The organism is Leptospira fainei serovar Hurstbridge str. BUT 6, from assembly GCF_000306235.2.
Classification (GTDB): domain Bacteria; phylum Spirochaetota; class Leptospiria; order Leptospirales; family Leptospiraceae; genus Leptospira_B; species Leptospira_B fainei.
Window position 1 is genome coordinate 1,423,582 of the sequence record NZ_AKWZ02000010.1, and the last position, 19,167, is coordinate 1,442,748.

At 44.1% G+C, this 19,167-nt stretch carries 17 protein-coding genes and 1 riboswitch; of the genes, 5 read left to right on the forward strand and 12 right to left on the reverse strand.

The annotated features are described in order from the left end of the window. Position 1: 1 nt before the first annotated feature. The 10 genes from LEP1GSC058_RS15760 to LEP1GSC058_RS15805 form a co-directional block, all read right to left on the reverse strand. Positions 2–376 (reverse strand): DUF3209 family protein, encoded by a 375-nt coding sequence (locus LEP1GSC058_RS15760; protein ID WP_016550313.1) that lies wholly within the window; start codon positions 374–376, stop codon positions 2–4. Between the two features lie 11 nt (positions 377–387). After that, a complete protein-coding gene (locus LEP1GSC058_RS15765) occupies positions 388–1,590 on the reverse strand; it encodes a CbiX/SirB N-terminal domain-containing protein (RefSeq protein WP_016550859.1) in 1,203 nt (400 codons plus the stop codon). After that, entirely contained in the window at positions 1,587–2,387 is an 801-nt protein-coding gene (locus LEP1GSC058_RS15770) for a CbtA family protein (RefSeq protein WP_039948449.1), read from the reverse strand. The genes LEP1GSC058_RS15765 and LEP1GSC058_RS15770 overlap by 4 nt, the downstream gene beginning before the upstream one ends. Continuing rightward, on the reverse strand, positions 2,378–2,563 hold the full coding sequence (locus LEP1GSC058_RS15775) for a CbtB domain-containing protein (protein WP_016550795.1): 186 nt from the start codon (positions 2,561–2,563) through the stop codon (positions 2,378–2,380). The genes LEP1GSC058_RS15770 and LEP1GSC058_RS15775 overlap by 10 nt, the downstream gene beginning before the upstream one ends. A 153-nt stretch (positions 2,564–2,716) precedes the next feature. Continuing rightward, positions 2,717–2,833, reverse strand: a riboswitch (cobalamin riboswitch). 235 nt (positions 2,834–3,068) lie between these two features. Next, entirely contained in the window at positions 3,069–5,180 is a 2,112-nt protein-coding gene (locus LEP1GSC058_RS15780) for a TonB-dependent receptor (protein ID WP_016551012.1), read from the reverse strand. Positions 5,181–5,565: 385 nt separating this feature from the next. Further along, positions 5,566–5,928, reverse strand: coding sequence for a DoxX family protein (locus LEP1GSC058_RS15785; RefSeq protein WP_016550010.1), 363 nt, complete (start codon positions 5,926–5,928; stop codon positions 5,566–5,568). A gap of 281 nt (positions 5,929–6,209) precedes the next feature. Then, a complete protein-coding gene (locus LEP1GSC058_RS15790) occupies positions 6,210–7,445 on the reverse strand; it encodes a glycosyltransferase family 4 protein (protein WP_039948450.1) in 1,236 nt (411 codons plus the stop codon). 77 nt (positions 7,446–7,522) lie between these two features. Then, on the reverse strand, positions 7,523–8,014 hold the full coding sequence (locus LEP1GSC058_RS15795; protein ID WP_232224713.1) for a YfeK family protein: 492 nt from the start codon (positions 8,012–8,014) through the stop codon (positions 7,523–7,525). Continuing rightward, complete coding sequence (locus LEP1GSC058_RS15800) at positions 8,014–9,228, reverse strand: MbnH family di-heme enzyme (RefSeq protein WP_016549684.1); 1,215 nt, start codon at positions 9,226–9,228, stop codon at positions 8,014–8,016. The genes LEP1GSC058_RS15795 and LEP1GSC058_RS15800 overlap by 1 nt, the downstream gene beginning before the upstream one ends. Before the next feature lie 11 nt (positions 9,229–9,239). Then, complete coding sequence (locus tag LEP1GSC058_RS15805) at positions 9,240–10,448, reverse strand: LIC_12337 family protein (protein ID WP_016550826.1); 1,209 nt, start codon at positions 10,446–10,448, stop codon at positions 9,240–9,242. Between the two features lie 733 nt (positions 10,449–11,181). Between LEP1GSC058_RS15805 and LEP1GSC058_RS15810 the strand changes: the two genes are divergently transcribed. Next, entirely contained in the window at positions 11,182–11,598 is a 417-nt protein-coding gene (locus tag LEP1GSC058_RS15810; RefSeq protein ID WP_016550241.1) for an MAPEG family protein, read from the forward strand. Between the two features lie 6 nt (positions 11,599–11,604). On the opposite strand, the gene LEP1GSC058_RS15815 is transcribed toward LEP1GSC058_RS15810, so the two are convergent. Beyond that, positions 11,605–12,381 (reverse strand): class II glutamine amidotransferase, encoded by a 777-nt coding sequence (locus LEP1GSC058_RS15815; protein ID WP_016549512.1) that lies wholly within the window; start codon positions 12,379–12,381, stop codon positions 11,605–11,607. Between the two features lie 129 nt (positions 12,382–12,510). On the opposite strand from LEP1GSC058_RS15815, the gene LEP1GSC058_RS15820 reads away from it, so the two are divergent. Together LEP1GSC058_RS15820 and polA are read left to right on the forward strand one after the other, a co-directional pair. Beyond that, positions 12,511–13,644, forward strand: a complete 1,134-nt coding sequence (locus LEP1GSC058_RS15820; protein ID WP_039948717.1) for a glycosyltransferase — start codon at positions 12,511–12,513, stop codon at positions 13,642–13,644. Further along, positions 13,641–16,382 carry a DNA polymerase I gene (polA, locus tag LEP1GSC058_RS15825; RefSeq protein WP_016549820.1) on the forward strand — a complete coding sequence of 914 codons (2,742 nt, stop codon included), beginning with the start codon at positions 13,641–13,643 and terminating at the stop codon, positions 16,380–16,382. The genes LEP1GSC058_RS15820 and polA overlap by 4 nt, the downstream gene beginning before the upstream one ends. Positions 16,383–16,515: 133 nt before the next feature. Here polA and LEP1GSC058_RS15830 read toward each other — a convergent pair whose 3' ends face one another. Next, complete coding sequence (locus LEP1GSC058_RS15830; RefSeq protein WP_016551054.1) at positions 16,516–17,361, reverse strand: DUF4097 family beta strand repeat-containing protein; 846 nt, start codon at positions 17,359–17,361, stop codon at positions 16,516–16,518. A 135-nt stretch (positions 17,362–17,496) separates the two neighbouring features. On the opposite strand from LEP1GSC058_RS15830, the gene LEP1GSC058_RS15835 reads away from it, so the two are divergent. Together LEP1GSC058_RS15835 and LEP1GSC058_RS15840 are read left to right on the forward strand one after the other, a co-directional pair. Beyond that, positions 17,497–17,979: a MarR family winged helix-turn-helix transcriptional regulator gene (locus LEP1GSC058_RS15835; RefSeq protein ID WP_016549956.1), complete on the forward strand. Its 483-nt coding sequence runs from the start codon at positions 17,497–17,499 to the stop codon at positions 17,977–17,979. A gap of 71 nt (positions 17,980–18,050) precedes the next feature. Further along, positions 18,051–19,151 carry an alkene reductase gene (locus tag LEP1GSC058_RS15840; protein WP_016549405.1) on the forward strand — a complete coding sequence of 367 codons (1,101 nt, stop codon included), beginning with the start codon at positions 18,051–18,053 and terminating at the stop codon, positions 19,149–19,151. Positions 19,152–19,167 lie beyond the last annotated feature (16 nt).

Here is a 19,167-nt window from a genome sequence, read left to right on the forward strand (position 1 = left end):
CTTACCCGGGATAGATCTCGTGAACGAAGTCGTGCATCTCTTCCAAATCGTTGAAGATCGTATTCATATTATGGAATGTGTTTTTCAATTCGAGTTCCACTTTTTTGGTAAGAATTAAAAGAGATCGATAATACGAAAGCTTAGGATCCGAAGGGTCCAGAACGGATATCTTTTGCTCTAGTTCCGTAAGACTATTCTCGTAGAATTGAAGAAGAGACGTTAAATTGCTCGCTTTCGAAAGACTTTGAATCGGTCCAGGCTGGGCTAGTAGATTTTGACCGATTTCATTTGCTTCGTGAATACGAGTGACTTCGTCTTCGATTCCCAATACATTCATCATTCCGAGTCGCAGAGCCGCGATTTCATGACACGCCATTTATATTTCTCCTATTGCATTATCGTATCGACTAATCTCGAAACGATTCGATCGTTTAACAAATGATCTCTAACTATTTCAGGGGCATCCATTTCTCGAACACCCTGATACCAAATTCCGTCGGGATAGACGACAAGCGAGGGACCTTCGCCGCAACGACCTAGGCAGGAGGCTCGAGTGACTCGAAAATCCTTTTGTTTACCCGCTCTCTTTATTTCGGATCGTAACTTTGCGATTAATGGAACACTTCCTTTAGCGGAACAATCTATATTATCGCAAACTAATATATGTTTTTGGATATTTCTGTGCGGGAATTCGTGCGGAGCGGCCTGGGAATGAGTCTCCATATGCCGGACGCTCCATAGCAAAGCTTTTAAGCCCCCGACTTTACTTGCTAAACCCGGAAGCCGTTCCCTATACTCGCAGGTTGCACAAGGAAGGATTCCGGTTCCGGCAATCGCTTCCTGAATTCTATCGTTTAGAACTTTGAAAATGGCCGGGTCCGACCCAAAATGAGGCGCAATGATAGATTTGATCCAGGGAAATTTATCCGTAAAGGATTCCACCTTTTCCTGGATCGATTTTATAAGTCTTCCTCCGAAGAGAAAATACGGTAAGATCAGTAATTCTTCGGGTCGTAGCTTTGCCGCAACTTCCAGGCTGTCCGATAAAAGCGGTTTAGTAATTCCGATAAAAGAGGGTATTACGAAACTATATTCATTACTTTCTTCGAATAAACGAACTAGTTTATAGAATTCTGAATTTGCATCCGCGTCGGAGGATCCTCGGCTAACTATTATCACTCCTCTTTTTTTAGGAATCCCGTCTTTCTTAATTATGCTCTCCGAAGCGCGGGTATGTAGGAGTTCCAGCATAGCGGGATGGACGCCTACGCAGTTTGCAGGTATTAATCTTACGGTCGGAAATTCTCTCCTAACTTCGTCCAGAACGATAGGAATATCGTTTTTGGTGTGTCCGGCGGAAAATAAGAACAGGGGAAGAATCAGAATGGTGGAATTTATTTGAGCGAATTCTCGCAGCGCTATTTTAAATTCCGGCCGAGCAAGTTCGATATATGAGTGTCGAATTTCCAAATCGGGTCTTTGAACGGAATATTCACTAACGAAACGTTCGAATTCATAATTTGATCGCGTTTCACGACTTCCGTGTCCTACGATTAAAAGACCTAACTTATCCGAACGGGAAGAACTCATTGTATAAGCATTTCTCTGTCGCGTATTCTGTATGCGTCGATCGTCTTATCTTTGGCTAATCGTAAGAAAACTTGCATCGATAAACTTAACCAAAAGATAAAGTTTATCGTTAGACTATAATATATAAAACGTGAACGTAATTCGATAGGAACCGGAGAGTTTAGTGCCTCGGTGTTTATCAAGTTCAAGAAAGGCAGGAAGGCTACGGAAAGCCCGATTAAAAATCCGAATACCTTAACGATTCTTGCGGACTTCCCGGAAGATATTATAAGGTAAATTAAAACTCCGGTAAAGGAACAAGCGACGGATTGAATCCACCAGAGTTGGCGTGAGGCAAAACTTTCTTCGCTTCCGTTTCCCCCGGGGAGTTCCGGCGGATTGCCGATGGATGGGATTCCATGAAATATTAGAAATCCGACGAGGGCGGTTAAGAATGCGGACCGAATCGGAGATTGGAAGAAATTTCGGGAAAGGAAACCGAAAGAAAAACCTACTCCAAGAAACAAAGAAGAGATCATTCCGAAGGCTCCCCCAAGAAGGACGCAACCTACAACTGTCGGAATGAGCTGCAATTTTAGATTTTCTTTTAGATCGAATTGACCGACCGCATGATTACGAGAATGTAATGTTTCCTGAATGTGATGGTGACTACCTTTCTCTTCGTAAGTCTCCGCTTCCCAAATTAGAGGACTCGTAAAGAAAAGAAACAGCAATCCCCAAAGGATTCCGGCGAGAAGCCCGGACTTGCAGCCTTTTTGACAAAAGGAAAGCAATATATCCCATCTCGTCAATGGCATGGAAATCCGGCGCTGTGTCGAAGATCATGAAAGGTATCATGAACGGCTGGCATTGATTCCAATCCAATCAAATATACCAGAAATATGGATATCACCGCTATTCCGATAATGAATAAGGGTCGCAGAAGCGCCGAAATCCTTTGAATTTGATTTCTTCCTATAGAAATCGCTGGCATAAAAATCTCCTTAGATTACATATAATCGTTGTTAGGTGCAGAATAAGGGGCGAGAAAAGCTCTCGCTCTTACATTGCGCTAGTTATTATGTGTTTTTCGCGGGAGTCTGCCTTAATTCCGAAGCAGATTCCTCACTCAGGGTTTTGATAGGGTGTCTTCTGACTTGAGTTCATCCTACTTAGAGCGCCTTCCCAGGTTTCCCCAGTGACTTATTGCTCCTTTCGTCCCTCTTACAGCGGCGGGTACCGTGACGGAATCTCACCGTCTTCCGCAAGTGCGATACACTTACGTTCCTATATAAACTGTCCGTGCTTCCAGCCTATACCGGGCTTAGAAATTTTGCATAGGATTTTTTTGGGTCTTCGGTAAAAAAGCGACGGACTTAGGATTTCTATTTTAATCGGACGTATATTCGATTATAATCATTTTGATCTCCAAATCGATCAATTCTCTTAATCAATGTTTCTCGGTTCGGGTCTCCCGAATATTACGGGATCCCCGTCGGTTAAAAGTTTATACTTAATGATATTCTAATGTTTCTGGGAGGAACCGGATGAGTCAGTATATCGTTATATCCACCGTCGTTGGGGCCCGGAGGTTCGTTTTTTAAACGAGTCGGATAGTAATACTGAATTTGACTTGCGAGTGAATTCATTAAATTAAAAACTTCTAAATTGACGGACCAAGAATCCCGGATTTTTTTTCCGAGCCGCAGATTCCAAATAGTGCTAGCGGATGAACGAATCGAATCGTCTTCGATCAAGGGCCGAGGCCCGAAATAACGGACTCGAATCGCAGCTATATAGCCTTCTTTTTCAAAACTGATTCCGGAAGCGAAGACCGTTTGTATTGCTTGCGGTACATGATCTCCGCTCGGATTGCTATTTCTATACCGAGCCATGGAAACGGAAATGTCCGCGTCGATTGTCAGCCAAGTGTAAGGCGAATACACGTTGGACCATTCCATTCCGCTTCTCGTGCTCGGTCGACTCGCCTCCGTAGTTCCCGAATCTCCTATATAGACGAGCTCTGAATCGAGATCCAATCTCCAGAAAGCTAATGTAGCCATAAGATGGTTTATTGCCGCCGTTTTGAGTCCAAGCTCTCCTCCGCGAGTCCTAACTAACGGCGTACTCGGCGAGGTCTTATTTAGGAGCCCTCTTGCATCGTTACTGTGAAATCCATAACCTGCGTTTATGTATACTTCCGTATTAAGCCAAGGCCCGATAGTGAGTCCGCTTTTCGGATTCGCTATCGATACTTTTCGTTCGATTCCGACATTCTGTATTCTATCCTGGACATCAAACAGGAAAGTCTCTCCTCGAACGCCAATAAAAGACCGAATCTTTTCCGACCAGCGTATTTGATTTTCGAAATACGGAGAAATCGAGGATTCTACGATTCGGTCTATGCTTCTCGATTCTAATCTTGATCTAGATTCGGTATGATAAAGATCGTTTAAAATATAATCCCTCCTAACCTGAATTCCCAATGTGTTTTCAATTTTAATTCTCGAAACTAGGGAGCGTTGTTTATAGAAAGCCTTTCCGCCTGCGAAGGATCTTCGATCGACTTGATCCACCTGGTCACCTCGGACATGGTCGTCTAAAAAATAGGTAAAGTTTGAGAATAGATTAAAATCATAATATACTCCGTACAATATGATTTTTGCCTCCGAGTCGATCCCAGTTCTATGGGCTTCGAACATCACGTTAGCTCTTTGGGTTTTACCTCCGTCCGTCGGATCGACGGAATCATACCGATCAAGTCCTCCGCTATTCGGATCGACCCAGGATTTCCCTTTTTGTAAGGATCGCTCGGGAATTTGATTCGTTGCGTGCCATGAGCCTTTATGCCCGAGTATTTGAATTGAAATCCCCTTTTTTTCGTCACCTTTCGAATATGAAATTAGAGAGTTTAACTTTTTATAATTGTCGGGAATGCTCCAGGGGCCGTCTGAATGCGAATATTCTAAAGAATATAATAAAGTTCCGCTCCCGATAGCTTCGGACTTAGCAACGACAAATCGCCCGAATCCCAAAGTTCCGCCTTCGATCTTCGCTATCCCCTTTGTCAGGCTCTTGAAATAAGATAATTGCATTGCGCCGGCGGAGGAGAAGTCCCCTTCGTCCACGTAATATACTCCTTTTTTATAATGTATTTCTTGAATTAGTTCGGGGATGATAAAATTTAAGTCGGTATAGCCTTGGCCATGCGCGTGACTAGGGTTATTGATCGGAACTCCGTTCAGGCTTGTAGAGAAGTCCGTTCCATGATCTAGATTGAAACCTCTCAAAAAATATTGATTCGCCTTCCCTCCGCCGCTATGTTGAGTTACGATGACTCCTGGAATTGCTTCCGCAATTTCTCCTGTAGCATAAATCGGTCTCGCTTTTAACCTGTCGGAACCGATTCTACCTTCGCTCGCGGATTTTCCCGAGGATTTTGCCCGCACTTCTATCGAATCGGATTTTCCTTTTGCCTCCTTCGCTTCCGATGGGCCGAATTCCTGTACGTTTGGGGCATCATTTTTTGAAGCTTTTTGTGCATCGACTTTTGGAGCGAAAAAAAAGAATACGAGAAAGAATGAGATTTTATAAAATCTTGAAACAACCAAGCGACGTCCTCCTTTGTATTCGGAGGAGTCTCATCACATTATAAAAATGTGATATTTTGAAAAAGCTCAAAACGCGGCATTCGGAAAGTCGAGCCTACGCGGCATGTTTTCCTAGGCTAGGTCGAGATCTTTTCTAGAGCATCCCCGAATCTACTTTCGGGGGCCCTTCGCTAAATGCACGGTGTGCGTTAAGGCGAGATGCGACGAACCTAAACCTCGAGGTCAATAAATCGCGGGGAAGATCTGGCTTACTTCGCCGTCATTTCGTAAAACGATACGAAGGCGAAGATTACAGTTGCGGGTCAGCGCGGGAATTTCACCCAGCTTCCTCCCGGAAAGTGTAGATGCATCGGAACAAATCGTTAATTCCGATGCAAGAACAAAATTACGTGTATATGTAAGCCCAATAAATTAGGACCAGTTGAAGCGGTAGCCTAAGAATAAGAAGGGTGGTCGGCGGATCCCGTTTGGTCCGTGATTGATAATGGTATACGTTTGCGGGAAATACGGCGATGAGCAAAAGAATAATTCCCCAGGCAGATAATGATTTGGTCTGAGGAAAGAATAATCCTAATCCCAATAGAATTTCCGCAACACCGCTGAGTTGTATTATCAGCTTGTGATAAGGGATCCACGGAGGCATGATTCGCAAGTAAAACTTGGGTATAATAAAATGGAGAATGCCGGCTATCGTATACAGCATCGCCATAACCCAAAGACTAATCGTTTTAGCGTCTATGTTTTCCATGGGAAACCATAGTAAGCTGACTATAGGTTGTTAGTCTGCCTTTTTTCCCGATTTCTTTGTCGGAAGCGCTTTTGTCGGGGGTGAGATATTTTGTGCGAAATTTTTGAGAGAGGTAAGTATTTTTCTCGTTTAGAGACGGAAAGGTTTCGTTCGGGTTTGTGTCCAGGGAACTTCAGCATAGGCTTCTAACTCCTTGCCGTGGAATGCCCGTCATTATATGAATTAAAAAGAAAGTACAAGTAAAAAAAAGAATTTTTAATATAATTCCTAGGAAATTCCAATTACGCGCGGCCTATCGCAACCTTCAATTTTGCGCTTTTTCGAGCTTTGATTTTCTTGTGCTTCGGTTTTTTAAATTCCGCATAAACTGATTCAAGGGCATCGGCAACATCTTCCCAGCTGCAGGCTTCTGCGGCCTTGCGGGCTCGAGCTCCTATTTTTTTTGCGAGAGTTCGGTTTTCTGCGAGGATGCACGCGTGTTCCGCAAATTCATCTTCTTTATCAAACGCAGGGAGCAGCGCGGACTTTCCGTGAGAAAGATATTCTTTTGCAGCCGCATAATCGTAAGCGACGATCGGAAGACCCGAAGCCATCGCTTCCATAACGACATTTCCGAATGTCTCGGTTAAGCTGGGAAATAAAAATAAATCACCCGTTGCATAATGCCGAGCTAAGTCCTCTCCCTTTCTCATTCCGGAAAAAAAGAAATCCGGATTCTCAACGCGTAGCTTTTCCCGAGATGGGCCGTCTCCAACCAATATCAACTTAGCCTTAGGTTCTTTCGCTTGAAGCGTACGGAATGATTTTACCAAAAGATCTAGATTCTTTTCCGGGGCCAACCTTCCGACATAGAGGACGGCAAGATCGGATTGTGAGAGACCCCATTCTTTCCGTAATTTAGAATCTTTGCGGGCAGGATGGAATAATGCGGTGTCGATTCCTCGAGCGACAACTTTCACGTTGTTATAACCGGAAGCCGTGAGTTGCTTCACAATTTGCGCCGTCGGCGCGAGTGTTGCGTGAGTTAAATTATGCAGACTACGTAAGTAAGAATGAACGAGTTTACCGATAAAGCCGACTTTATAATATCTCGCATACGAATGGAAATTAGTTCTGAAATCGCTTACCACCGGCAACTTTAAATGTCTTGCCGCTCTCACTGCGGATAGACCTAACGGACCTTCGGTGACTACGTGAACGAGATCGGGTTTTTCAAATTGCATCAATCTTCTAAGAAGTCGTTTCTCCGGAAAGCCGAATCGAAGATCTTCGTAAAACGGAATTTTCGCCCCTCGCACAAGAACTTCCCGGTAGTTGCCGTTAGCGGTCGCCATATCGTTCGAGTTTTGGCGAGGACGTACTAATATGATTTCGTGTCCCCTCTGCAATAAGTCGCTTAACATTCTATAAAGCGTCTTGGAAACCCCGTTGATTTCTGGCGGAAAGGTTTCGGTAACGACTAGTATCCGCAAAGGATGCCTATTTATGAAAGTTTTCGGATATACTTCGGAGAACATCGCTTTCGATAGTACGAAAACTTTGTAACTATTCCGTGAGAGGCTGATTACTTTTTAATTACAATCCGTCGATTGATTTACTTGTTCTTTTTACCGGGAGATACGGGCTTTCTTAATTTCGCCAATTGTTCAGTTAGCCACTTTTCCGATTCCACTTCTTTGCCGTCTGGAAACCGAATCTTATACGGGGTTCCGGTAATGGAGGATTTACTGGCTAATCCTACTATGAAGTCCTCCGTCGTTTTGATTCTTCCCTTGGTCGCTTCGTACTTTCTCAGAAGATGAGCTTTGGCTTCTTGAACCGTATGCTCCGAACCGTTGCGGATAAATACGCAACCTTTACAAGAATCTAATGTCGAAAGTAGCGCATTGATTTCCGTATCTATGTCGGTCGATTGGGAAGAAAGCTGTCCGGCGACGCACAAGAATGATAGAATAAAAAAAGGGACCGTTTTGGCAGAATAAACGTGCATGAAATCGAATTTCATCTTAGCTTTTCCGCATGTAGTCTTGCAAGTGATTTCTCTCTCTGATTCAAAAACCGATTCCGTATTTAGGCTTCGTGGCATTACCGGATTGTCCGGATTTTCCGACAATAATGGGGTTGAATCGGCGCCGGTTGATTCGGGTCGCTCAATCTCGGATCTGTCAGATAACAATCATCAGTAAGAGACTTTAAAAATTCGATCAGGTCCGTTTTTTGCGCTTCGGTTAAATTGAGCGGGCGAATTCTAGGATCTTTGTGAGGGTTTTTTCTGCCATCCCCTGAAAAGGGGCCGGAGGCGATATTTCTTCCACCATTGTCGAACACTTCTATGACTTCACGAATGGTTTTGATACTTCCATCGTGCATATACGGAGCGGTGACGGCGACGTTTCTTAAAGATGGGGTTCGAAATTTTCCGCGATCGATTTCCTTCCCTGTTGTTTGATAAATACCTTGAGTTTGTAATGTAGCGGCGGCCCCGTGTAAAGCTTGATCCGGATAGTCCCCTTTGTTCCGAACATTATACAATCCTATGTTCTGAAATGTAAGATTGCCGACTGCATCGTCGATATTCAAATTTTTTCCACCGTGACAATGAAAACAACCTCCTACTTCGGATTCGAAGATCTGTTTACCTCGAATCGCGGAGGGAGTCATAACATTTCTATCGAAGGGAGATTGGTAAGAAATCATCGTAGTTTCGAATGCCGCAATCGCGCGTGCAATATGAATCACATCGATTTTGTTTTCTCCGAATGCCGCGAGAAACATGGCGACGTATTTCGGATCCGACTGCAATCGGGCCGCGACTACGTGCTCGATCCCGCTGATCGCAAGTTCTTCGATTGTGGTCGCAGTATTTTCGGAGAAGAATGGAATGAGAGTTTGATTATCTAACCTTCTCAAAGTCGGATTAGACCATGTATAAGGAGAAAAATAGCCGACGTTAGCGATCGCAATCGAATTGCGAGGATGAACTCGGCCGGTCGATCCGATCGCGCGTGCTAGGCCGTCGGAAAAACCTAGACTTTGCTTATGACAGCTTGCGCAGGATTGATTCTGTCCCTTCGAGAGGTTTGTATCGTAAAATAGAAACCTTCCTAGTTCCACCGTTTTCGGTGTCACGCACACATCCGGCGGATGAGCAGGAGAGGGAAACGATTCCGGTAGTTCGTAATTATAATCGGAACAGATTCCTCTTTCTTCCGCAAACGTTCGGATCTTAGAGCAGACAAGAAATAGAAACGCGAGCAATATTATGCCCGCGCCCGTAAATACTCGAGGTAATTTAAACATTCTTTATGGAACTAAAATGGAACCGTTTCGCCGGAAGGATGAAGACTGATCGAACTTCCCATACCGGTATCTATCGTAGCCTTTTGCGTATCGTCGAAACTTCCGGTACCGTTAGGTGCCGTACCAAGTTTATTAAAAAGCGTTTGAACTCCTGGGTAACCGCCGCCACTAGAAGGTTCCGGATATCCGGTCGGAATCGTGCCGGAAGTAAGGTTATCCATGATAAATCCGCCCCCATTAAAGATCCCGAATTTCAGAACATCGAAACCGCAGATGGTGCCATTGGTCGTCATGCTATTGATTGCAACACCGGATAGAGCCGTGGTTTCAAAATTGCTCACAGTCTTCTGACCATAAGCAAGCGCATAATAATGGTTATTAGTTCCGCAGACGGTAGTCATCGAGACGGTTCTTGCAGCGATTCTTACGCAGATTCCGGTCGCCATCCCGCCGCCTTGCAATCCTAGTGTCATTTCTTCCAAAATCACTCGACCTCGATCCGAAGTAGTCGCGGCATTTGTTCCGGAAAGCCAGAAAGGAGCGGCCCACGAGTACGTTTGCCTACGACTGGGGGAGGCGCCATAAATATAGCTTTCCACCAACAAATTAGGATTATCTGATAAAGTTGAATTTAAAACTCCGATTCGATACGTTAATAAAACGCCGTTCGTAGTATTCGGAGTCCTTACATCATCGAAAAGTAATTCTAGAGCGTCCAACCCGTCGCTTGCTCTCCAGATTTTGAATCGATTCAAGAAATTCTTCGTACCGGTATACGCGGAAGAGGAAATATTTTGGCAGGCAGTACCGCACGCGGCTCCAGTTTGCAATTTTATTTTGAACGGAACTCCGTTCAGGTTGGTAGTGGATTGAAAACTTCCGGAATTATTCAAGACTCCGGTGTTTTTTAGGGCCATAATGATACGATCAGCCATCGTCGAATTTCCGTTTGCCCAGGTCGCGGATTGCCGCACGGCTTCCCAGTCCGAAGCTGTAGTCGCTTCCACATTTGCGGGTCCATCAAGCACGATTTTCCATGAAGATTGCGAAGTCGCAAAATGCGGTTCTTCAGTAGCCATCGTTTTCAAGACAGCGTCCAATTGATTCAAATCCGGAATGCTTATCGTGATTCCCGAAGATCGGTTTTGTCGGGTTAAATGGACGGAAAAGCTAAGAGCTAAAAAAATAACGGCAAGGGCTGTGATGATTTTTATCTTCATAGTATTCTCGCGATTACTTCGTAACTCCGGGAGGAATGCAAATCACAAGCCCCGATTGATTCTGACAAGTATTGCTATTCAGTAACGCGGCTAAAAGCAGAAACATTGTGTTTTGATTGTTATCGCTCTTGTGCATTAGATTACACGCTGATAAGAATAGAAGTATTCCTATAATTAAGTAACTTAAACGACGCATGACATTCACCTCATGAGATTTATTCGTTTCCGATTAAAAATTACGCTTAGACCGACTCGCAACTAAAGTTTCAAATAAGATATTCATTTTGCATTGCGGACTCTAACGGTTTTTTCTGCCTATCGTTCAGTGCTCTTTTATCGAAGCGATTCCGAACGTAAGGAAAGCTAAGATGTTTAAAGCGACCTTCCCGATTGTCAAACGCATCTTTGATTCTGCCTTCATTTTATTAAACGAATGGGAAAGTTATTTTTGCCCGATTTTTCACTGAATGATGTCGCTTTATTTTGAATTTTGTTCAGAAATCGGATAGAGTTTTAATCTTCCGATGACGGAACCTTCTTTTTAAATTGTACCCGAAAGATCATATGCAGATCTGCGAATCGAAGGACCCGTTTTTTTTGGATTGGAGAAAAAAAATACATCCTTACATAGAATAATTTTCAGATGACGACGCTGTATCAATTGCTACAACTATGGTTATAAGAGGTGAATTAGGAGAAAGCGGCATTAGCAGCTTACTCCGGAAACGAGGACATGCAAAATCATCTAATTCTATTTCCGATGGGAGCCTTAGGTTTTCTTACTTTTTTCGTCGTTTTGCTGATTCCTATCAGACGGTTTAGGGCGGCCTTTGCCGGGAAGGTCACTGCGGAAGATTTTAAATACGGAGAATCCAAGCGAGTTCCTCCTTGGGTGTCCATTCCGAACCGAAATTACATGAATTTGTTGGAAGCGCCGATGCTATTTTACGTGATTTGCACGATTCTATACGTTGCGAATTCCGTGAATCTTACGAATCTTATTTTGGCCTGGGTCTATGTGATCTCGCGAATTTTGCACAGTTTCGTTCATTTAACGTTCAATCATATTTTTTGGCGCTTGGGTTTGTTTGCAGCGAGTAACGTCATATTAGCTTTGATATGGGCCTTATTCTTCTTCACATTTCTATAATAAAGTTTAGGGTTTTTGATAGAATAAACGACCTTCTTTCCAGACTTGAAATTCGCCCGCTTTCAAATCATGCCAAGTTTCGTTCTTTGTAAGAGGTTGAGTTGCAAGTACGGTTACTATATCTTTCGGACCGGTATGCTTTCGAAAATCGACCGTCATGTCCGCATCTATGAGGCGGGCTTTTCCGAACGGTGCATGGCGGGTAATGTAAGCGAGTTTTGTGGAACAAAACGCATATAGATATTTGGAATCCGATAGTAAGACGTTTGAAACACCTTTCTTCCCTAATATGGAGAGCAGTTTCTCGATTTCTGAAATGAGTCGCCTTTCATCTTTCGGTCTATCCTTGAATTTTCTTTTTAGTTCGGAAAGTAGCCGGCAGAATGCATGTTCGCTATCCGTTGTTCCGACGGGTCTAAATTCCTTTAGAGGTTCCTTTTTGATTCCCTTTAATTGTCCGTTATGCGCAAAGGTCCAATAACTTCCCCAAAGTTCTCTCGCGAACGGATGCGTGTTCTTTAGCTCGACTTTTCCTCGATTGGCTTTTCGGATATGCGAAATTACGATATTGCTTTTGATCGGATATTTTTGAAGTAATTCGGCTACTTTAGAATCCACACTCGGATTCGGATCGTGAAATAAGCGGCAACCTTTTCCTTCATAGAATGCGATCCCCCATCCGTCTTTATGAGGTCCTGTCTTTCCGCCTCGTTGGATCAAGCCGGTGAAGCTAAAGCAAATATCGGTCGGAACATTCGCGCTCATTCCTAAGAGTTCACACATTTTGCAGTTACTCCGTTATAGTAGATATATAATCGCTAAAACAGAATATCCTTGTCGAGGACTTTTTAAGGATGCAATACGATGTATAACTCCTTGCAGAATTCGAGGTTAGAACCCAACGTAGATCGCGTGATCCTACATATAGATACCGAAACAGGTTGGCGAGGCGGAGAAAGGCAGCTCTTTCTTCTCGCCGAAGGTCTGAAAAAGCGTAAAATTTCCCAGCTCATTCTTTGCCGTCCCGGGTCGGCATTGGAAGCGAAAGCTAAGGAAGCAGGACTTCCTACGGTGACTCTTCCTTTGAAAGGCGAATGGGACTTCGCTTCCGTAAATGCTCTTCGCGATTTGGTTCGGGCAAAAGGAGTTCGAATTATTCATGCTCATACTGCAAAAGCTCACTCCATCGCTTGGATAGCAAAGGCAAAGCTTCCGCAAGTACGCTTGATTGTTTCCCGTCGCGTCGATTTTAAGATTCGTAGGAACTGGTTTAGTAAACGCAAATATGTTTCTCCGCGCGTGGACCTGTTTCTTGCAGTCTCGAATAAAATTCGCGACGTGTTGATTCAAGGGGGAGTTGACCCGGCAAAGATCGTTACGGTCTATAGCGGTATCGAATTAAATCCCGCTTCTAGGAAACATTCAAACTCATCTTTTCTTAGAAAGGAATTTCATTTACAAAAAGATGAATTGGTAATAGGCAATATCGCTGCGTTAGTCGATCATAAGGACCAAAAAACCCTTTTGAATGCGTTGGCATTAATTCAAACTGAACAAAAATTTAAGGCATTTATCGTCGGAGAAGGCAGCCTTAGACGAGAGCTGGAGGATTTGGCGCGACAAAAAGGATTGCTCGATAAGGTCGTCTTTACCGGCTTTCGCGAGGATATTCCGGAGTTCCTTTCGTTATTCGATATTTTTACTCTCACCTCCAAGGAAGAAGGATTGGGAACCTCCGTCTTGGACGCGATGGCCGCAGGACTTCCGATCGTCGCTACGAATGGAGGCGGGATTTCGGAAATGCTGACACCCGAAAAGGGGGCCTTCGTCGCGCCGGTGGGAGACGCTAATTTTCTGGCCAAAGCATATAAGATTCTGCTTGAGGATTCCAAATTACGAAAAGTATTCGGGTCGTTTAACAAGGAATTTGTTAAAAAGTTTTCTGTAAAGAATACCGTAAAGCGAACTGAGCTTGCCTACTATAGTTTTCTGGGTGAAGATTTGTATTCCAATCCTGTAAAAGGAAAATCGGGAGAGGCTGCATGAAGAGATTATTGATTATCGATGGACACGCGTTTGCGTTTCGAGCCTATTACGCTTTCGCCGCGACTCATCTTACGAATTCCAAGACCGGTCAACCCAGCGGGGCGGTTTTCGGTTTTTTTAGAATGCTGTTCAAGCTTTTCGAGGATTATACTCCGACTCATGTTGCCATGACTTTCGACCCCGGGGGGCCTCTGGAACGGGGAACGACGTTTGCCGATTATAAGGCCAATCGTAAGCCGATGCCGGAGGATTTACGCCCGCAATTGCACGAAATCATGGAAACGCTGGAGAAGCTAGGATTTAAGATATTACTAGTTAAAGGCCATGAAGCTGACGATGTGATCGGAACTTTAACGGAAACCTATAAATCGAAGGCCAAGGAGATCCTAATTTTCTCCGGAGATAAGGATCTTTATCAATTATTAGAAAAAAAGAATATTAAAATGCTCCGAGGGAAGAAGGGCGTAACCGAATTCGTCGAGATCGACTCTTCCTGGGTAAAGGAAGAATTGGGCGTGGACGTAAAGCAGATTCCCGATTATATGGGAATCGTGGGGGATACTTCCGATAACATTCCGGGAGTAAAGGGGATCGGGGATAAAGGCGCCTCCAAACTTCTTCAGGAATACAAAAATCTAGAGGGTATTTATAAGAATATAGAGGAGATTCGAAACGGTTCCGTAAAAACGAAATTATTGGAACACAAACAGAACGCCTTTCTTTCGAGGGATCTGGCCACGATCAAAAGAGATTTGGATTTAGGCGTCGGCGAAGAGCAGTTAAAAATTCCCGAATATAATTCCGATGAGGCGATTCGATATTTAAAATCGCAGGGTTATAATGTTCTTTCGCGGGATTTGGCTAAGGCCGCCGGAAAAGAACCGCCTCCCGATGAAACGGAAACTTCGGATGGAAAGGCCGCCGGTAAGAAAGGAATCTATAAACGAATCGAAAGTATCGAAGATCTTTCCAAGATCGCAAGAGCCTGGAAGAAATCTCCGATTTTGGCGGTCGATACCGAAACGACGTCCCAAAATCCTTTCGACGCCGAACTTCTGGGGATTTCGGTATCGAATCAAGATGGAACAGGATTTTATATTCCTGTCACTCATTCACAAGGTCTGTTTAGCGATCAACTCTTGGAATTGGAAAAGGTTCGCGAAATTCTCGGACCTGTTCTATCCGACCCATCCATTCCGAAAGTCGGACAAAATATTAAGTACGATCTGATCGTTTTGGAAAATCACGGTTTCGAAGTCGCGAATATCGTCTTTGATACGATGCTCGCGTCCTATATTTTGCAACCCGAGTCCAGACATCATAACATGGACGACTTAGCCAAGGAGTTGTTAAACTATCAAACCATTCATTATTCCGATCTGGTGGGAACCGGGAAAAATAAGAAGAATCTTTGGGAAGTCGAATTGGAAAAGGTTTCCGAATATGCTTCCGAGGATGCGGATATAACTTTAAGATTATATAATGCATTGCGAAAGCCCGTAAAAGATTCCGGAATGGAGTCAGTCTTCAAGGAAATCGATCTTCCTTTGATTCGAGTTCTTGCGGATATGGAAAAGGCCGGGATTGCGATCGATGCGCAATATTTCGCCGAACTTTCCAAGGATTTTCAGCGGGAAGTGAAAGATCTGGTTAGGCATATTCATAAATATGCCGGTCGGGAATTCAATATCGCTTCGACGAAGGAATTGCAAAAAGTCCTCTTCGAGGATCTGAAATTGAAAGTTGTTAAGAAAACCCAAACCGGATATTCCACGGATCACGAAGTTTTGGAAGAACTTTTGGGCGAGCATCCGATCATAGAAAAACTTTTGGATTATCGAAAATATACGAAGCTGATCTCCACTTACGTTGAAACTCTGCCGACTATGGTGTCTGCTAAAGACGGGCGGATTCATACCAATTACAATATGACGATTGCTGCAACGGGAAGACTGTCTTCCACCGATCCTAATCTTCAGAATATACCCATTCGAGAAAAGGAAGGTCGTTTGATTCGTAAGGGATTTATCAGCGGGCATAAGGATTTTGAACTATTGAGCTTGGACTATTCTCAAATCGAGTTGAGAATCATGGCTCACGTTTCCGGCGACCCTGCAATGGTGGACGCATATAAAAAGGGGATCGACATTCATAAGCGAACGGCATCGGCCTTGTACGGGGTTTCCGAAACCGATGTCACTCCGGAAATGAGGGATAAGGCGAAGGTAGTTAACTTTTCCGTAATTTACGGCGTTACTCCTTACGGGTTGAGTAGAAATTTAAGAGTCCCGAGAGACGAAGCTAAAGGCTTTATAGAAAGATATTTAACTCAGTATCCGGGCGTCCAAAAATACATGGATGAAACGATCGCTTTTTGCGAAGAGAAAGGCTATGTGGAAACTTTAAAAGGACGCCGTCGCCCCGTTCCGGATATTAATTCGACCAACCGAATGTCGAAAGAGGCTGCTCGCCGCGTAGCAATTAATACTCCGATCCAAGGTACTTGTGCTGATATGATCAAGATCGCGATGATGCATATCCATAAACGAATTGCGGATCAGGGTTGGAAATCCAAACTATTACTTCAGGTACATGACGAATTGGTATTCGAAGTTCATAGGAAGGAAAAGGACGAATTCTTAAAGAGCGCGAAGGAATTGATGGAGAACGCGCTTCCTTTAAGCGTGCCCATTAAGGTTTCCGGCAAATTCGGAGCTAACTGGGAAGAAGCGCACTAGGAATTTATCCCTATGGTTAACTATAAACTCGGATAGGATCAACTCCTTACCATTAAGATCGTTCCGAGTAAAAAAGGACCTCTCTTTGAGATATCTGTCGGGGGAATTCCGTCCGTGGAAGTTTTCGGACTTTTTACGCGCTGGCGGATAATATTTCTCCGAATGTGCTATGGGACGCCGAAGTAATGAGGATTTCCTCTTTAGAATGAGCATGGAGCACGGAAGGGTTAGAGCCGATCGCCCTAGCTTTCAGATGCTTTCCTTGTTCGATGATTCTGAAATTAGGAAGGTCGCTTCGAATTTTGTCTTTAGGTGCGTTAGCGAGAAGCATGCAACCGCCGGAGGGGAATAGATTGGTTAAACGAAGCGGACCTCCTGTGGTGAAATAATTCTCCGATCCAGGCGTCAAAGTAATCTCGCTCGCACTTAGGAAATATTCCGAACAGAGTCTGAATCTTCCTAACCCATTAAGTAAAGTTAATGTTCCGGAAGGAGATGCGAGTAGATGGTCGCCGATTAGTCCGCTTGCAAGTATATCGCCGTTGGCTGTGGACGCGGTCGTCTTGCCTTCGACTTTACTCATGACGATATCTCCCTTAGAAGAGCTTAACGTAAATTTCCCTGAGGCGTTTTCTACACGCATATCTCCTTCGGTACTTGCTGCCGTAACGGATGAAAACCGACCTTTGAGGCGAATCGGAGCGGATCGACCGACTATCTTAACGTCCAATTCGGATGGTATTTTCACTTGGAATCGAATTGTTCCTGTTGCCGAAAGAAAACCCGGAGAGATTGCGGTGATTTTAAGAATATTTCCCTTTCTCGAGATTCGGTATCGGATCTTCCCCTCTATCTCCGCTATGAATTCCGGAGGAGCTTCACTTGCTATCACGAATACGTCTCCCCCATGCCCGAGAATTTCCACTTTCGTAATTCCCTCCATATCAAGGGGATACTGTTCTAAAATTCGATTATTCATACGTTTCTCTCCTGTGAAAAAAATGGGTTTGATCGGTCTTGACTCTTTGGACACCGTTCCGATTCTAACCCTCAGAGATTAAAAATCTTAGTAGAAAAAATACTTAGTTACTAAGATAATGAAGGTCTAAGGTATATGGCGGATTCATCAAGTAAAAAACTCACCCGGAAGGAAATTTTAGATTCGGTAATGATGGCCATTCGAGAGATGAGCGCGCTTTCAGTCATTATCAGTCAAACGGTTGCCGAAAAGGTAGGAATCAACAGCACCGATATGGAATGCGGCGATTTCCTTCAAATCTATGGTCCAATGACCGCAGGAAAATTGGCCGAATTGAGCGGACTTACGACCGGGGCAATTACCGGGGTAATCGATCGATTGGAAAAGGCAAACCTAGCGAAACGGGAATTTGATCCTTCGGACAGAAGAAAAGTATTAGTGGTTCCAAGCCAAAAAAGGGCCAAAGAATTCGAATCATATTATGCTTCTTTGGGAAAATCGGCTAGCGATGCATTGGATCGTTATACTACGGACCAATTGAATGCATTCTTGTCCATCAGTCGGGACATGATCGCTATTTCACAAACCGAAATTAAACTCATGCGGGACGTGGAATAATTTCGCTTCTCGAAGGAATTCTTTTTCAAAAAAATACTTTATTATTAAAGTTTTCGGTCTAACCATTAATTATGAGTACACATCGACTTTTTACACCTTATAAACTCGGAACGATCGAATTGAAAAATCGAGTCGTAATGAGCCCAATGACTCGGTCCCGAGCAATTGAAAATATTCCCAATGATTTAATGGCGGAATATTATTCGCAAAGAGCAAATGCAGGGCTGATCGTCACCGAAGGAACTTCTCCTTCAGCCAATGGTCTCGGATACGCGCGAATACCCGGAATTTTTTCGGATGAGCAAGTGACCGGTTGGAAAAAAGTCACTGACGCCGTTCATAAAAAGGGTGGTCGCATTTTCATACAAATAATGCATACCGGCCGTGTTGGACATCCGGTGAATCTTCCTTCTGGCGCTGAACTCGTCGGAGCGTCCGCAATCGGAGTGAAGGGGACCGTTTGGACGGATAGCGAAGGAAACAAGGAATACGGTGTTCCTCGCGAAATGAGCCGATCCGATGTTCAAAAAACGATTCAGGAATATGTAAAGTCATCTGAGAATGCGATTCGCGCAGGTTTTGACGGAGTCGAATTGCATGGCGCTAACGGTTATTTAATCGATCAGTTTTTAAATCCGTCTTCTAATCATCGTACGGACGACTATGGCGGCTCGGCTGCTAATCGAAATCGCTTCGCGATTGAAGTAGCGACTGCAGTCGCTAAAGCGATCGGCGCTGACAAAGTCGGAATTCGTATTTCACCGTACGGAGTATTTAACGATATGCAGAGCTTTGAGGGTCTCGAAGACCAGTACGAAGAATTGGCAAAAGCATTTGGAAGGATCGGTTTGACTTACATTCATATCGTCGATCATTCCTCGATGGGCGCTCCGAAACCTGAACCTTCTACTGTTCGTAAAATCAGAGAGGCTTACAAAGCAGAAAATGCCACCGGCACTTTCATTCTCTCCGGCGGATATGACTTAGCCCGTAGTGAAACGGATTTAACGAGTGGCGCCGGTGATTTAATCGCCTTCGGAAGACCATATATCTCCAATCCGGATTTGGTGGATCGCTTAGAGAAGGAACTTCCTTTGGCGGAACCCGACGCGGCAACCTTCTATACCCCCGGAGAAAAAGGATATACCGACTACGCGTACGTAGCTAAGTAGAGATCCCAAACTCTCT

Excerpts from the sequence above, each read along its gene's own strand:
- LEP1GSC058_RS15795 (WP_232224713.1), bottom strand. The coding sequence starts at position 8,014 with ATGCCACGAAGCCTAAATACGGAATCGGTTTTTGAATCAGAGAGAGAA.
- LEP1GSC058_RS15785 (WP_016550010.1), bottom strand. The coding sequence starts at position 5,928 with ATGGAAAACATAGACGCTAAAACGATTAGTCTTTGGGTTATGGCGATG.
- polA (WP_016549820.1), top strand. The coding sequence starts at position 13,641 with ATGAAGAGATTATTGATTATCGATGGACACGCGTTTGCGTTTCGAGCC.
- LEP1GSC058_RS15810 (WP_016550241.1), top strand. The coding sequence starts at position 11,182 with ATGCAAAATCATCTAATTCTATTTCCGATGGGAGCCTTAGGTTTTCTT.
- LEP1GSC058_RS15840 (WP_016549405.1), top strand. The coding sequence starts at position 18,051 with ATGAGTACACATCGACTTTTTACACCTTATAAACTCGGAACGATCGAA.
- LEP1GSC058_RS15815 (WP_016549512.1), bottom strand. The coding sequence starts at position 12,381 with ATGTGTGAACTCTTAGGAATGAGCGCGAATGTTCCGACCGATATTTGC.
- LEP1GSC058_RS15775 (WP_016550795.1), bottom strand. The coding sequence starts at position 2,563 with ATGCCAGCGATTTCTATAGGAAGAAATCAAATTCAAAGGATTTCGGCG.
- LEP1GSC058_RS15800 (WP_016549684.1), bottom strand. The coding sequence starts at position 9,228 with ATGTTTAAATTACCTCGAGTATTTACGGGCGCGGGCATAATATTGCTC.
- LEP1GSC058_RS15805 (WP_016550826.1), bottom strand. The coding sequence starts at position 10,448 with ATGAAGATAAAAATCATCACAGCCCTTGCCGTTATTTTTTTAGCTCTT.
- LEP1GSC058_RS15765 (WP_016550859.1), bottom strand. The coding sequence starts at position 1,590 with ATGAGTTCTTCCCGTTCGGATAAGTTAGGTCTTTTAATCGTAGGACAC.
- LEP1GSC058_RS15760 (WP_016550313.1), bottom strand. The coding sequence starts at position 376 with ATGGCGTGTCATGAAATCGCGGCTCTGCGACTCGGAATGATGAATGTA.
- LEP1GSC058_RS15835 (WP_016549956.1), top strand. The coding sequence starts at position 17,497 with ATGGCGGATTCATCAAGTAAAAAACTCACCCGGAAGGAAATTTTAGAT.
- LEP1GSC058_RS15830 (WP_016551054.1), bottom strand. The coding sequence starts at position 17,361 with ATGAATAATCGAATTTTAGAACAGTATCCCCTTGATATGGAGGGAATT.
- LEP1GSC058_RS15770 (WP_039948449.1), bottom strand. The coding sequence starts at position 2,387 with ATGCCATTGACGAGATGGGATATATTGCTTTCCTTTTGTCAAAAAGGC.
- LEP1GSC058_RS15790 (WP_039948450.1), bottom strand. The coding sequence starts at position 7,445 with ATGTTCTCCGAAGTATATCCGAAAACTTTCATAAATAGGCATCCTTTG.